The 14912-nt window shown below is 55.6% G+C and carries 9 protein-coding genes; 7 read left to right on the forward strand and 2 right to left on the reverse strand.

Features of this window, described 5'->3' with window-relative positions; all coding sequences use genetic code 11:
- Positions 1-51: 51 nt before the first annotated feature.
- Positions 52-1227 (forward strand): copper amine oxidase N-terminal domain-containing protein, encoded by a 1176-nt coding sequence (locus HH215_RS28650; protein WP_254450614.1) that lies wholly within the window; start codon positions 52-54, stop codon positions 1225-1227.
- Positions 1228-2055: 828 nt separating this feature from the next.
- Here HH215_RS28650 and HH215_RS28655 read toward each other — a convergent pair.
- Together HH215_RS28655 and HH215_RS28660 are read right to left on the reverse strand one after the other, a co-directional pair.
- Positions 2056-3045: an electron transfer flavoprotein subunit alpha/FixB family protein gene (locus HH215_RS28655; protein WP_169282998.1), complete on the reverse strand. Its 990-nt coding sequence runs from the start codon at positions 3043-3045 to the stop codon at positions 2056-2058.
- Positions 3046-3053: 8 nt separating this feature from the next.
- Positions 3054-4052 carry an electron transfer flavoprotein subunit beta/FixA family protein gene (locus tag HH215_RS28660; RefSeq protein ID WP_169282999.1) on the reverse strand — a complete coding sequence of 333 codons (999 nt, stop codon included), beginning with the start codon at positions 4050-4052 and terminating at the stop codon, positions 3054-3056.
- 254 nt (positions 4053-4306) lie between these two features.
- Here HH215_RS28660 and HH215_RS28665 point away from each other — a divergent pair, with 254 nt between their 5' ends.
- From HH215_RS28665 to HH215_RS28690, 6 genes are all read left to right on the forward strand, one after another.
- On the forward strand, positions 4307-6391 hold the full coding sequence (locus HH215_RS28665; RefSeq protein WP_169283000.1) for a (Fe-S)-binding protein: 2085 nt from the start codon (positions 4307-4309) through the stop codon (positions 6389-6391).
- A gap of 6 nt (positions 6392-6397) precedes the next feature.
- A complete protein-coding gene (locus HH215_RS28670; protein WP_256376643.1) occupies positions 6398-8740 on the forward strand; it encodes a 3-hydroxyacyl-CoA dehydrogenase/enoyl-CoA hydratase family protein in 2343 nt (780 codons plus the stop codon).
- 144 nt (positions 8741-8884) lie between these two features.
- The gene (locus HH215_RS28675) at positions 8885-10069 is read left to right on the forward strand and encodes a thiolase family protein (protein WP_169283001.1); all 1185 of its coding nucleotides are present in this window, start codon (positions 8885-8887) and stop codon (positions 10067-10069) included.
- A gap of 241 nt (positions 10070-10310) precedes the next feature.
- Positions 10311-12101: an acyl-CoA dehydrogenase FadE gene (locus HH215_RS28680; protein ID WP_169283002.1), complete on the forward strand. Its 1791-nt coding sequence runs from the start codon at positions 10311-10313 to the stop codon at positions 12099-12101.
- Positions 12102-12114: 13 nt separating this feature from the next.
- Complete coding sequence (locus HH215_RS28685) at positions 12115-13830, forward strand: long-chain-fatty-acid--CoA ligase (protein ID WP_310735512.1); 1716 nt, start codon at positions 12115-12117, stop codon at positions 13828-13830.
- Positions 13831-13974: 144 nt separating this feature from the next.
- Positions 13975-14781: an FHA domain-containing protein gene (locus HH215_RS28690; protein ID WP_169283003.1), complete on the forward strand. Its 807-nt coding sequence runs from the start codon at positions 13975-13977 to the stop codon at positions 14779-14781.
- Positions 14782-14912: the final 131 nt, after the last annotated feature.

A 14912-nucleotide genomic window follows, 5' to 3' on the forward strand; every position in this document is an offset into this window, starting at 1 on the left:
AATGAAGCAGGACTACATACTAATAAAGGTTGGTGCGTTAATTTGAAGCGAATGCTAATTACTTTATCTTCCGCGGTTCTAGCGTTTTCCTTGGCAGGAACGGCATCTGCATCCACCGCGGTTAAATCGCAATCGGTAAAAGTGATTCTTGAAGACAAAGTCGTGGATTTCGGTGCGGATCTGGTTGTCACGAAAGGGAAGACATTCGTTGAATACAAGGCATTACTAAAGCAACTAGGCTATGAGACGGAATTCGATCAATCCCTTCGTACCATTTATGCGGAAGCGGAGGAAATGGAGCTTCAGTTTTCCGTCGGCGGCGATGTCGCGTTCGTGAACGGATTAACGCTTCCAAGCACGGGAGAGGTTATCGAACAGAACGGAAAGACGTTGGTCGGGCTCCGTTTCGCAGGGGCATTAACGAACCATGACGTAGAATGGGACAACAAGGCGAAATCGATCACCCTTTCGTATTCAGGCCCTTCCGCTCAGGAGAAAGCGGCCGTTTACGAAGTGTTTAACAAAATGCTCCTCATCGAGGCGGCCGGCGATGCCCAGGGTCTTAAAGATCTGATGGCGGAAGACACCGTCATGGACATCGCAAGCGTTTCGGAAGGTTGGAAAACGACGAAGACCAAGACGAAAATCGAAAAGCTGGCGATTCAATCCTACAGCGATACGTCGGTGGTTGTTGTTCTCGTCGAAGATACGTCTAAAGTTAGCGGAGGGTTTTTTCCCGATAACAAATCCCAAACCCGTTATACCTTGCACAAAGATAAAGCCGGTTCGTGGAAAATTTACAGTATCGAAGTGTTAGCTCAGCAATATACGAATATCCCGGGGCTTTTCGAACAAAAGGCAACGATTCCGGAAACCGAGAATACGTCGATTCGCAAAATATTCGATGACCAAATCAAAGCCGCCAACGAACAAAACGTTGATGCTTACGTAGCCACATTGGTCGATTTTGCCGAAAAAGAAACATTAAAGACGACCCTTACCGACTTATTCAAGTCGACAACGATGAACATAACCGCGGAGAAATGGGCCATCGTCGAATACAACGGATCGGACAAAGCCAAGCTGCTAGTGTCCACGCTTAACGAAGTAGAAACAGGCGGAACCAAATCGCAAAACCGCGCCATCATTCTTAACGATGCAGAGAAAGTAAACGGCAAGTGGCTCCTGAAAGCGGAAGCCGTCCTCTTGTCCAACGAACAACTCTAAGTTTCCCCAATCACGAGAGAGACGTGTCACAAGCCGGTTCATCGGCTAAGCGGCACGTCTCTTTTCGCGTTCGCGTTATCCCTTAGGCTCAGGAATACGAGTTTACCGTGAGAGCAGTGGTGGTCATTGGGAGTTGCTTTCGACGCTATTCCTTTGGCTTAGGAAGTGAGTTTGTGGGGGAAAGCAGTGGTCGTTCGGAGTTGTTTTTGACGCTATCCCCTTGGTTCAGGAAAGTGAGTTTGTCGTGAGAATAGTGGTCATTGGGGGTTGCTTTCTACGCTATCCCCTAGGCTCAGGAAATTGAGGTTGCCGCGAGAGCATTGGTCGTTCGGAGTTGTTTTCGACGCTATCCCTTTGACTCAGGAAAGTGATTTTGTCGCCAGAGCAGTGGTCGCTCGGAGTTGCTTTCGACATTATCCCTCTGGTTCAGGAAAGTAAGGTTTCCTGAGATAGCTATATTTTGTGAAAATGTGACTCCCAACCAACTCCTGAGCGAAGGGGATGACTTAAGAGAGAGATTGTGTTGGTTGCCTGAGCGAATGGGATAGCGTGAAGGAGGATTCCATCCAACTCCTGAGTCAAGGGGATATCGTAAGAGAGAGATTGTGTTGGTTGCCTGAGCGAATGGGATAGCGTGAAAGAGGATTCCATCCAACTCCTGAGTCAAGGGGATATCGTAAGAGAGAGATTGTGTTGGTTGCCTGAGCGGAAGGGATAGCGTGAAAGAGGGGTTCCAGTCGACTCCTGAGCGAAGGGGATATCGTAAGAGAGAATGTGTTGGTCACCTGAGCAGATGGGATAGCGTGAAAAGGCGTTGTAACCGCCACCTTAATCGGTGGCGGCTAACTCCTTGATTAGTGCGGGGATGACCTCGAATAGATCCCCGACGATACCATAGTCGGCTACGCTGAAGATGGGAGCGTCGGGGTCTTTGTTGATGGCGACGATGACGCGGGAGCGGCTCATGCCCGCGAGATGCTGGACGGCGCCGCTGATGCCGCAGGCAATGTAGAGGTCTGGCGTGACGGTTTTGCCGGTTTGCCCGATCTGGAGGGCATAGTCGCAATAACCGGCATCGCAGGCACCGCGCGAAGCGCCGACCGCACCGCCGAGCAACGCCGCGAGCTCCGCGAGCGGCTTGAAGCCGGCGCTGCTCTTCACGCCGCGGCCGCCGGCGACGATAATTCGCGCCTCCGCCAGGTCGACCGCGCCGGAAGCCCGCCTCACGATATCGCGCACGAAGATGCGCGACTGAGGAGGGGTGAACGGCACGCTGCGGATGGGAGCGGCTGTGGCTCCGCTGTCAGCGACGGCGGGGGCGAAGTTGTTCGGACGCACCGTCACGACGGAAGGCGCGTCGACGAGCAAAGCGCGCCGCTCGAGCGCTTTGCCCGCGTGCAGCGCACGCGTAAACACGATGCGTCCGTCCGCGCCCCGGGCGGCGGCAAGCGCATCGGACACTTGCCCCGCGCCGAGGCGTGCGGCCAGCCGCGGGGCAAGATCGCGCCCGATCGCGGTGTGGCCGAGCCACCACCGCGCCTCGGGCGCCAGTGCTCTCGCCGCCTCCAGCAGGGCGGCGAGGTGCACTTCCGGCGCATAACGGCCCAGGATGGGGTGATCGACGACGATCACCTCATCCGTGCCGTGCTGCGCCAGCGCTTCCGCGACGGCATCGGCCTCGCCGTCGCCCGCGCGAAGCAGGACGGCGGCCAGCCTGTCGCCGTCCTTCATGCAGCCCCGGGCTGCGGCAATCGCCTCCAGCGATACTCGCCGCAGTTGGCCGTCGCGGCATTCCGCGACAACAATGTGTTGGCTCATGGATTCGCTCACCTCGCCTTCAATATTCGCGCTTCGTTGCGCAGCAGGGCGATCAACTCCGCCGCTTGCTCGCCGACCGTCCCGTCGAGCTTTCGGCCAGCAGGCCGCGGAGGTGGTGCTTCGCAACCGAGCCGCTCGGTGCGAGGCCCTGCTACAGCAGCCCCGTCCAATGCAACCTCCGGCTCTCCATCTCTCGCACGGCTCGCTTTTTCTATCTCCGGCTCGCCAATCCGCTCCGAACTTACTCGCTCCGAGTAACCCATCTGCCCCGAACCTACTCCATCTGCATCGCCCACTCGTCCCGCTGTTCCTCCCCCCACACCTCGCGCGGCAAGGGTCCTAGCCTCACTTTCCGCAAGAAGCTCGTCAAAGCTCAGCTCGGTCAAAGGTTTGCGTTTGGCTTTCATGATGCCGGCAAGCGCCGGGTACCGCGGCTCGTTCAAGCCTTGCTGCGCGGTGAGCAAGGCCGGTAGAGGCAACTCCCAATTCTCGCTATCGCCTTCAGCATCCCGGGTAACATGGAGCGTATAGCCTTGCCCTATTTTCCGAGCATTGTCTTCTCCATTACGATCCACTCGGCAAGCGACAATAGCGCCGGCATGCGGCCACCCAAGCAACTCGGCAACACGAATGGCAACTTGGCCCGCGCCGTTGTCGATGGATAGATGTCCCGCGAATACGAGGTCGAACCCACCCCGACGAACGGTTTCCGCAAGCGCCAGCGAAAGTACGTGTTCGTCCCCGGCCCCCTCCGTACGAATCCACCAGGCTTCGTCGGCGCCCATAGCTAGAGCCGTCCGCAACGCTTCAACGGTTTTCTCGTCCCCGGCGGAAATGACGGTTACCGAACTCCCGTCGTCTTCTTTGATTCGCAGAGCCTCCTCCAAACCGTATTCGTCGTAGGGGTTGATTACTTTTTTGACCCCATCCTCGTCGATTTTGCCGTTACGCACGATGATCGGTTCATCCGTGGCAATAACGGATTTGATCAATACCGCGATATTCATGGCATCCTCCTTGTAAACGTATTCGCAGAATGGTGCTGATAAGTTGAATTTTGAACCCTTGCGTAGGGCGCTAGTTCCCCTTGAACGTGTCCTTTTTTGCCGATGTGAGCATATGAAGGGCGGGCTAAGGAATAAATTTACAAGTATCAAGTCGATTGATTGGTCTCTGTTTCATCGTATGACCCTTGAGGGAGGTTCAGAAGAACGCGATCGCTCCGGGGGCGCAAGCAAAGGGGAGCGAGGTGGGCAGCTCGATGAATGGTTGGCTAGTTGCAGCCGTCACCTTGTGCGGAATCGGTATTTTCAGTTGGATCGTCGTGGGCAAAATCAAGCTTATTCTAGGCGGCGCGCCGGATGGGGGGATGAGACTGGAATGGCGGCGCGCCGTTCGGGCAGGCGGTCAGGTTTTCGGGCATCGCCGTCTTCTTCAGGACCGTCGCAGCGGTTGGATGCATCTCGTCTTGTTTTACGGATTCCTTATTCTTCAGTTGGGCGCCTTGGAGATTTTGTGGAAAGGGGTTTCAGGCAAGTCGTTCGCTTGGGCGGACAATGGCGTTTTTTCGATGATGCAGGAAGTAACGGTCGCGTTGGTACTGATCGCGGTTGCTTACGGTGCTTTTAGGAGGTATGGGGAGAAGCTCGCCAGGCTGCCCAAAGGGTGGAAGCCGCTGCTCGTGCTGATTTGGATCGCGGGTTTAATGCTGTCCGTCGTGTTTACGCTGGCCTTTGATCGGCTGAGGGAGCATATTCCCGCCAAAAATTTAGCCCCGATCTCGTCCGCGCTGGCATCCGGAATGGAGCAAATGTTTGGGGGAGCTCCCGCGGTTTGGGCGGAAACGGGTTACGAAATCTCATGGTGGGTTCATTTGCTACTCTTGCTTGGTTTTCTCGTTTACGTGCCGCTGTCTAAGCATTTTCATATTTTTACGGCTCCCGTGAACTGGTTATTGCGAGAGACCGGCACTCCGACGATGACCAAATTAGACCTCGAAGACGAAACCGCGGAGAAATTCGGGATGAACGCCGTTGAGGATTTGACTCGGAAAATGAGGCTTGATTTGTTCGCGTGCGTCGAGTGCGGGAGGTGCACGGACGTTTGTCCGGCGGCGAACACCGATAAGGGATTGTCTCCGATGCATCTGATGACGAAGCTTCGCGATACTTTGCAAAGTAAAGGAAAGGCGTTTCGCCCGACAGACGAGATAGGAAAAGGCGACTCGGATCGGATGGATATCTCGGGGACGATGGCGTGGCAATCGGAAGGGTGGGTGAAAAACGCTAACTCCCAGCCGGCCGCTCTTATTGGGGAAGTGATCACGGAGCAGGAGTTATGGGCATGCACGACATGCAGGCATTGCGAGGAGCGTTGTCCGGTCGGGAATATGCAATTAGCCCCTCTGATGGAAATGCGTCGTTACCTGGTATTGACGGAAGGGAAGATGCCTACGGAAGCAAGACGGACGTTGCAAAATATCGATCGTCAAAGCAATCCCTGGGGATTCCCGCGCCAAGATCGGGCGGCATGGATGGAGGAGTTCGCCGCCAAGGAGGGCTGGTCGATCCCGACGTTGCGGGACAATCCGCAGCCTGAATGGCTTTGGTGGGTAGGCAGTATGGGGGCTTATGATTCGCGAGCTCGCCGGGTGACGTTCGCTTTTGCCCGATTGCTTCGCGAAGCGGGCATTTCTTTCGCGGTTCTTGGAACGGAGGAGCGCAATTCCGGAGATACGCCGCGGCGACTGGGCGACGAGTTCCTGTTCCAGGAGCTTTGCCGCTCGAACATCGCCACCTTCCAGCGCTATGGGATCAAAAAAATCGTTACGACTTGTCCGCACACGTTTCACCTTTTTCGCAACGAGTACAAGGATTTCGGCTTCGAAGCGGACGTCAGGCATCATACGGAGTTATTGGCGGAACTTATCGCGGATGGCCTTCTTGCGCCCCGGTATCCCGTATTCCGAACGATGACGATGCACGATTCTTGTTATTTGGCTCGCTATAACGGGATCGTCGATGCTCCACGTTCGATCTTGGCAGCGATCCCCGAGTTAGCGACGAAGGAGATGGAGCGCTCGGGCAAGCAAGGGCTTTGTTGCGGAGCAGGCGGGGGCCGCATGTGGATGGAGGAGCCGGGCCGCCGGGTGAACGTGGTTAGGACGGCACAAGCGTTGGCAACGGGAGCGGAATTAATCGGGTCGGCATGCCCTTATTGTTTGACGATGATGGAGGAAGGCTTGCGCAAGCATGGAGTCGAGGAGCGGGTCGGCGCGTTGGATGTGGCGGAGATTCTGGCGATGTCCGTTCTTGGACCGGCGGAAAAAAACACTCGAGAGGGGTGAGGACGTTTGTGGAATGTACGGAAAGCGGCGGTTATCGGAGCGGGGGTGATGGGATCGGCCATCGCCGCTCACTTGGCGAATGTCGGTATTCCATGCCTGCTGTTGGATCTGGAAGGACTGGCGGCTAAGGGAATCGCTCGGTTGAAAGAAACGAAGCCCTCGCCGTTATACGATCCTTCGTTCATTACCCGGATTCGGGCGGGAGATCTGGATCGGGATGCGGCATTGTTATCGGAATGCGACTGGGTCATTGAGGCCGTCTCCGAGAAAATGGACGTCAAGCATAGCGTATGGTCGCTGATCGACTCGGCTTGGAGACCTGGGATGATCGTCAGCAGCAACACTTCCGGATTGTCGATCAACGAAGTGACATCGGTTTGCGGCGAGGCTTGCCGACGGAATGCGATGGTAACTCATTTTTTCAATCCGCCGCGGTACATGAAGCTGCTCGAAATCGTCCCTTGCCGAGAGACGGACCCTCATGCGGTCGCCGAGGTTGCGAGGTTTTGCCAAGAAAGATTAGGCAAAGGCGTCGTGATGGCGAAGGACACTCCGAATTTTATAGCGAACAGAATCGGGACTTATGCGATGCTTGCGACGTTGAAGGCGATGGAAAAGCACGGACTGACGGTAGAGGAGGTCGACGCCGTTACAGGTCCTTTGCTCGGACGGCCTAAGAGCGCGACTTTTCGTACGTTGGATATGGTCGGGTTGGATACGTTCCTGCACGTATGCCGCAATGTGAGAGAGAACGTCACGGATCCATTGGAAGCGGCGGCCTTTGCTGCTCCGGAAATCGTAGAAGTGTTAGTATCGAAAGGCTGGATCGGGGAAAAAAGCGGAGGAGGCTTCTATCGCAAAAACAACGCCGAGAAGGGAAAAGATCGCATTCAAGTGCTGGATCCGGTCACGATGACCTACGGGTCGCGAAGCAAAGTGTCATCGCCCGCCTTGGAAGCGGCGAAGCTGGCCAGAGGAACGTCGGGAAAGCTTCAAGCTTTGTTGGAAGCCGCGGAGCATGACAGGTTAGCGGCCTTCGCCCGCGACGTTATGGAAGCTACCTTATGTTATTCGGCTGAAAAGCTAGGAGAAATCGCGGATACCGCCTATGAAATCGATCAAGCGATGAGATGGGGTTTTAACTGGGAGGAAGGTCCGTTCGAAACCTGGGATGCTCTCGGCGTCGGAGAAACGGCAGCCCGGCTCGAGGCAAGGGGAATCGCCGTACCGGCTCCGGTAGCCTCGATGCTCGCGAAGGAAGCTTCCACTTTCTACATTAAAAAAACGGGAAGCTTATTTCATTACTCCAAAGGCCACTACAAGTATGTGGAAGAGAACAAGGAAGAACTGTCTTTAAGCGTGCTTCGCGATCGCGGCAAGAAGATTTTTACGGCGGACGGGGCTAGCTTGATCGATCTCGGGGACGATGTCGCGTGCTTGGAGTTTCATTCTCCGCACAATGCGATCGGACCCGGAGTATTGGCGGCCATTCGCCAGGCTTCCGAAGAGGTGGCCAGCAATTGGCGGGGGCTCGTGCTCGCTAACGAAGGGAGAAATTTCTGCGTTGGCGCGAATCTCATGCTGCTGTTGATGGAAGCGGAAAACGGGGAATGGGAGGAAATTGACCTTATTATTCGCGAGTTCCAGATGAGCATGAAGACGCTGCGGGTCATGCCGCGTCCGGTCGTTGCGGCTCCGCACAGGATGACGTTAGGCGGAGGGGTGGAAGCTTGTTTGCCCGCCGATCGGATTCTTTTCTCGGCGGAAACGTATTTCGGTCTCGTGGAGACGGGAGTCGGATTAATCCCTGCGGGCGGAGGGTGTTTGGCTTCGGCGGTGATGGCGCAGGAACGCGCGGAAGCGGCGGGAACGGACGATGTGACTTCTCCGCTATCCCAGTTGTTCGAGACGATCGCGATGGCGAAAGTATCGGAAAGCGGGCATCATGCCAGGCGGCTTGGATATTGGAGGGCGAACGATGCGGTCATTGTTCGTGAGGAATCGCGAATCGCCGAGGCGAAGAGCGCGGTGTTGGAGCTCGATCGGCGCGGCTACGCCGTTCCCGAAGCAGATCGGCGAGTAGCCGTCGGCGGAAGAGAGGCGGCGACCGTGCTGAAGCTCGCGGTGTCGGCGATGCGCCGCGGCGGCTACGTTTCGGACCATGACGTCCGAATCGCCGGGAAGCTCGCCGGGGTGCTTAGCGGAGGAGACGTTCCCGCGGGAACTGTCGTGCGCGAACAGCATTTGCTCGATCTCGAGCGCGAAGCTTTCTTGAGCTTATGCGGAGAACCGCTCACCCAAGCACGCATGCGCCAAATGCTCGCCACCGGCAAACCTCTCCGCAATTAAGCTGCCGCTTCAACTAACCAACCATGGCCCGCCCATTGTCGCAAAATGCGACTATAACAGGCCGGAACCCACCAATGGCCCTCCCATAGTCGGAAAAACCGACTATAGCGGGCCGCAGCATATTCAAGAAGGAGAGCGAGAGCCATGATAGCCAGAGAAGCCGTCATCGTCTCGGCGGTACGCACGGCGGTTGGCCGGGGGAAGAAAGGTGGCTTCGCTCAGACCCGCCCGGAAGATTTAGGCGCGGCGGTGCTTCGCGAAGCGGTGCGACGAGTGCCGGGGTTGCGGCCGGCCGACATCGACGATGTCATTCTCGGCTGCGCGATGCCGGAAGGGGAGCAAGGGCTGAACGTTGCGCGGCTGATCGCGTTGCATGCCGGGTTTCCCGTTCATGTTCCCGCGGTAACCGTGAACCGTTTCTGCGCCTCGGGATTACAGGCGATTGCCCAGGCGGCGGCGGCTATCCAGAGCGGTATCGTCGATACGGTCATCGCGGGAGGCGTGGAAAGCATGAGCCGGATTCCGATGACCGGCTTCAAACTTTCTCCCCACCCGGGACTCTATGACGCGATGCCCTCCGCCTATATGGGCATGGGGCATACGGCGGAACTTGTTGCTAGGCGTTGCGGCATCACGAGGGAGCAGCAGGATGAGTTCGCCTCGGATAGTCATCGCAAAGCGGCTCAAGCCGCGGCAACCGGCCGGTTTCAAGATGAGCTGCTCCCTATTCTTACGTCGTCGACCCAAGCTGCTTCGGACGGTCAATTAGAGACTAAGCATTATACCTTGGCGAGCGATGAGTGCGTGCGACCGGATACGACGGTAGAGAAACTAGCCGCTCTTAAGCCATCGTTCGCCGTCAACGGAACCGTAACCGCGGGTAATTCATCTCCCTATAGCGATGGCGCCGCGGCGGTCGTCGTCATGAGCCGGGAAAAGGCGGAAAGTCTAGGCATTCAACCGATGGCGATCTTCAGGGCATACAGCGTAGCGGGAATCCAGCCGGAGATTATGGGACTTGGTCCGGTCGAAGCCGTACCCAAGGTGCTTAAGCAAGCCAATCTAGCGAAGGAGCAGGTTTCCCTTTGGGAAATAAACGAAGCTTTTGCCGCGCAATGCATTCCGGTCATCGACAGGTTGGAGATCGATCACGAGTTGGTTAACGTCAACGGAGGAGCCATAGCTCTCGGTCATCCCTTGGGATGTACCGGAGCCAAACTGACGGTTACTTTGCTGCACGAGTTACTTCGATTGGGCGGAGGGTACGGCGTGGTCACGATGTGCATTGGCGGCGGCATGGGAGCGGCGGGCGTGTTTGAGGTGGTTTAGCGCCGGGGGCGGCGTGACGCAATTCGCCGAGAATTACTTGAAATAATCGAGCAATTCCGCCGCAGTGACGCCTTACGCCGAGAATTACTTGAAATAATCGAGCAATTCCGCCGCAGTGACGCATTTCGCCGAGAATTACTCGAAATAATCGAGTAATTCCGTCGCGGAGCCGCGTTTCGGCGAAATTTGCGGAGGATGGATTGGCGTAGTCTATTAACTCGAACAAAGGAGGTGGCGCACGATGTCTAAAGCAGCATGGGGCGGCGGCAGATTCGTGGTCGAGGATGCCGGGCCGGAACAGATCGTGACGCCTGAGGATTTCACGGAGGAGCAGCTGATGCTTGCCGAGACCGTTCGGTCTTTCGTTGAGCGGGACATCAAACCCCGCGACGCGGAGATCGAGAAGCTGGACTACGACTTAACGGTACGACTCATGCGCAAGGCCGGAGAGGTGGGACTGCTGGGCGCCGACGTTCCTGAAGCGTACGGCGGCTTGGGGTTGGACAAAACGAGCACGACGCTGCTAGCGGAGACGCTGTCGCCGGCGTCCTCGTTTGCGCTTTCGGTAGGCGCGCATACCGGAATCGGAACGTTGCCTATCGTTTTCTTCGGAACGCCCGAGCATAAGAATCGCTGGCTTCCGCTGCTGGCAAGCGGCGAATTGATCGCGGCTTATTGCTTGACCGAGCCGGGCTCCGGCTCAGATGCGTTGGGCGCCAGAACGACCGCGACTCTGTCCGAGGACGGCGAGCATTACATCCTCAACGGCTCCAAGCTTTACATTACGAATGCCGGATTCGCGGATTTATTCATCGTGTACGCGAAGGTGGACGGCACCCATTTCAGCGCTTTTATCGTCGAACGAAATACGCCGGGCTTCACGATCGGCCCCGAAGAACGCAAGATGGGAATTAAAGGCTCCTCGACCCGCCCGTTATTTTTCGAGGATGCGCGAATTCCCTCCGGACAACTGCTCGGCGAAGTGGGCAAAGGCCATCTAATCGCATTCAATATCTTAAACATCGGCCGCTTCAAGTTAGCCGCGGGCTGTCTGGGAGGCATGAAGGAAGCGATCCAATTGTCGGCTGCTTTCGCGAACCAACGCAAGCAATTCGGCAAAACGATCTCCTCGTTTCCGCTTATCGCAGCTAAGCTAGCCGATATGAATACGCTCGCTTTCATCACCGAAAGCATGGTCTACCGGACGGCGGGTTTAATCGACCAGTCGCTTAGCCAAGCCGATCTGGATGGAGTAGACGGAGGGCTGCAGGCGGCCAAAGCGATCGCCGAATACGCTTTGGAATGCTCCATCAACAAAGTGTTTGCATCCGAAGCGATGGATACCGTCGTCGATGAAGGCGTTCAGATTCACGGAGGCAGCGGGTACATCCAAGAGTACAAGATCGAGAGATTGTATCGCGACTCCCGCATTAATCGTATTTTCGAAGGGACGAACGAGATCAACCGGCTGCTCATTCCCGCTACTTTACTGAAACGGGCGCTCAAGGGAGAGCTTCCTCTTATGGAGAAGGCGCAAGCGTTGCAACGGGAGTTGTTGAACCCTACCCCGTTAGCTGCTGCATCAAGCTCATCCGCTTTATCGAAACCGATTGCGATTTTGTCCGTTCTTAAAAAGGTATTCCTAATGGTCGGAGGTCTCGCTGTCCAGAAACACGGGCTAAGGCTTGAACGCGAGCAGGAAATCGTAGCGGCATTGGCCGACTCCATGATCGATATGTACGCGCTCGAAAGCTCCTTGCTAAGATCCCTCAAGCTGACGAAGAAAGAATCAAGCGATGCCGATCGTAGGGACAATCCGATCGACATGACGGCTTTATTCGCGGAGGAAGCGGCGGAGCGGGCGGGACAGCGTTCTAGAACGATATTGGCGGCGTTGGAGAAAGGAGAAAACCTGAGAATACAGCTGTCCGTCTTAAAACGGCTGTTGAGATTCGAACCGACGGATTTATCCGTTTTGCGTAAGCGCATATCCTCTCGCGTCATCGCTGCCGAAAGTTACGTCGGATATTAAGGAGGCATGCAGCATGAGTGAAGTTACCGATATGCAGGCTAGCAAGCCATGGCTGCGGCACTATCCACTACAGGTTTCTCCTTCTTACGACTATCCCAAATCGAATATCGCCTCCTTCCTGCTGGATTCCGCGCGGGACTTCCCTAATCACGAAGCAATCGATTTTCTTGGCAGAAGGTACACGTATAAGGAACTGCTTCGTCAATGCCGCAAGTTGGCGAATGCGCTTAAGGAGCTGAATATCAACAAAGGCGATCGGGTGGCGATCATGCTTCCCAATTGTCCGCAAGCCGTTATCGCCTATTATGGAGGGTTGATGGCCGGAGCCGTCATCGTTCAGACGAATCCCACCTATACCGAGAGGGAGCTTCACCTCCAGTTAGCGGACAGCGGGGCGATAGCTCTGATTACGCTGGATTTACTTATGCCCAGGGTGAGCAAGGCGAGAGAAAATACGGCGCTGAAAGATGTGATAATTACCACTTTGTCCGACGGACTGCCTTTTCCGAAAAATATTCTGTACCCGATCAAACGACGAAGGGAATACCCTAATCTGAAGGTGAAGTATAGTAAATCGGAAGGAAATCATCGATGGTCGTCCGTTATTCGTCAGAGTAAAGATACCCCGATCTGCGAAGAGGTAGACGCGGATACGGGGCTGGCGATGATTCAATATACGGGAGGAACGACAGGCCAACCCAAGGGGGTTATGTTAACGCATGCCAATCTGTTGGCGAACGCGGTTCAAGTGTCGGGCTGGTTTTATCGGATGGAGCTGGGTAAAGAAAGATACTTGGCCGCGCTTCCTTTGTTCCACGTTTTCGGTCTGACGGTGCTGCTCAATCAAACGATTTTCCAAGCCGGAACTCTCCTGCTCGTTCCTCGGTTCGATCCGAAGCTCGTGCTCGAGACGATTAGAAGGCGCAGGCCGACTGTCTTCCCCGGAGCGCCGACGATGTACATCGCGCTGCTTAATCACCCCGAAACGCAGGAAGATGACCTTGGCTCGATTAAAGTTTGCGTAAGCGGAGCGGCACCGCTTCCTCGCGACGTGCAGGAGAAGTTCGAGCAGAAATCCGGAGGCAAGCTGATCGAAGGCTACGGAATGACGGAAACTTCGCCGGTAACGCATTGCAACCCGATCTGGAACTTCCGCAAACCGGGCACGATCGGAGTTCCCCTTCCGGATACGGACGTTAGAATCGTTGGGGAGGATAACTTGGAGCCGTTGCCGATCGGCGAAATCGGCGAGCTTGCCATTAAGGGGCCGCAGGTCATGTCGGGTTATTGGAACCGTCCGGAGGAAACGGCGGCCGCGTTGAAGGAGGGATGGCTTCGAACCGGAGATCTCGGAACGATGGATGAGGACGGGTTTTTCACCATTATCGATCGGAAAAAAGATATTATTCTCGCCGGAGGATATAACGTATATCCAAGGGAGATCGAGGAAGTTCTATTCGATCATCCCGCGGTTAAAGAAGCTTCCGTGCTCGGTGTTCCCGATCAATATCGGGGGGAGACGGTTAAAGCTTATATCGTGCTGAAAGACGGGTGGCAAGTGTCGGATATGCAATTGGACCGTTGGTGCCGGGATCGGCTAGCGGCGTACAAGGTTCCCAAACAATACGAATTCAGAACCAGTTTACCCTTGTCTCTCATCGGCAAGGTCTTACGTCGCAAGCTGAAGGAGGAGCTTGAAACAAAGGAAGAAAACCTAAATATTACCTAAAAAATGGATTCCGGAATTGAACGAGATCTTCTTTTTCGCTATAATGAATTCGAATGCGAAAAAATTATATTTCCTTTCTAATGAATAAGGAAAGCGTTTACAAAACAAATCGATCCAGTGCGGCCGATAATGGGGGTGAGGGTGTTGACTGAGCGAGAACAACATACAGATGAGAGGGGGAATCGCTTCAAGTACCGCTGGGGAACGACGCCCCGGCTATACAAGGCGGTTGCATGCGTCGCCGTCCTGTTAACAGGTTCGCAGTTTATGCCGGTACGCGCTTCCGCCGCCGCGCTATCTTTGGACATCGTAACGTCCCAAGTCAAGGTGGGAACGTTGCCGTTGCTAGCAGCGCTTGGCGTAGGCATCGTCGTTGCTGTCGGGGCGGTGATCGCCTTCCTGCAGCTGACTGCCAAGGGCAGGGAGTCGCGCGATCCGACGCAATCCGCGATAGATGAGGACCAGGAGACCTATGAAGAGCAGAGCCTCGAAGAGTGGGGCGAGGAGGAAACGACGCCGAATCCGGAGTACGAGGACAACCCGCTGACGGATTATACGATTCCCGTCACGAAAATCCTATCTTACCCGGACCAAGCCGAGCCGGCGGAAGAGGACGAACCGAGGTTATGCGGGATAGAAGGCGAGCACGCGGGTAGCAGCTACCGGGTATTGGGTCGCCGACTGACGATCGGTCGCGATCCGGCGCATTGCGCCATCCTCTTCCCGTATGAGGCTAGCGAAATCAGCCGCATTCATTGTACGGTAAGATTCATAGAAGAAAGCCGTTTGTTTTTGCTGGAGGATAACGGCTCGTCTAACGGAACGTTTCTCTCCAACGGAGATCGGCTTCAGCCCGGAGTTCGGTATGAACTCCGCTCGGGAGAACGGTTCTCCTTGTCCGGCAAGGAACAGTATTTCGAAGTGCGGGACGAAGCGGGTCAAGGATTGTAGTTAAACTTCCATGGGTTCAAATGCCTATCGTTTTTTACTTTATCCTCCAGCTGAGAAATGGTATAATGAGAAAATGCAGGGACGTTTTCCTTTATGGTAAAAAGCGGTGGAACATCGAAGCTTAGGGATGA

The sequence above is a fragment of the Cohnella herbarum genome, assembly GCF_012849095.1.
Lineage (GTDB): Bacteria > Bacillota > Bacilli > Paenibacillales > Paenibacillaceae > Cohnella > Cohnella herbarum.

What these genes read in the sequence shown, in the direction of transcription:
- HH215_RS28650 (WP_254450614.1), top strand. Translation starts at nt 52, where the DNA reads ATGCTAATTACTTTATCTTCCGCGGTTCTAGCGTTTTCCTTGGCAGGA.
- HH215_RS28655 (WP_169282998.1), bottom strand. Translation starts at nt 3,045, where the DNA reads ATGAGCCAACACATTGTTGTCGCGGAATGCCGCGACGGCCAACTGCGG.
- HH215_RS28660 (WP_169282999.1), bottom strand. Translation starts at nt 4,052, where the DNA reads ATGAATATCGCGGTATTGATCAAATCCGTTATTGCCACGGATGAACCG.
- HH215_RS28665 (WP_169283000.1), top strand. Translation starts at nt 4,307, where the DNA reads ATGAATGGTTGGCTAGTTGCAGCCGTCACCTTGTGCGGAATCGGTATT.
- HH215_RS28675 (WP_169283001.1), top strand. Translation starts at nt 8,885, where the DNA reads ATGATAGCCAGAGAAGCCGTCATCGTCTCGGCGGTACGCACGGCGGTT.
- HH215_RS28680 (WP_169283002.1), top strand. Translation starts at nt 10,311, where the DNA reads ATGTCTAAAGCAGCATGGGGCGGCGGCAGATTCGTGGTCGAGGATGCC.
- HH215_RS28685 (WP_310735512.1), top strand. Translation starts at nt 12,115, where the DNA reads ATGAGTGAAGTTACCGATATGCAGGCTAGCAAGCCATGGCTGCGGCAC.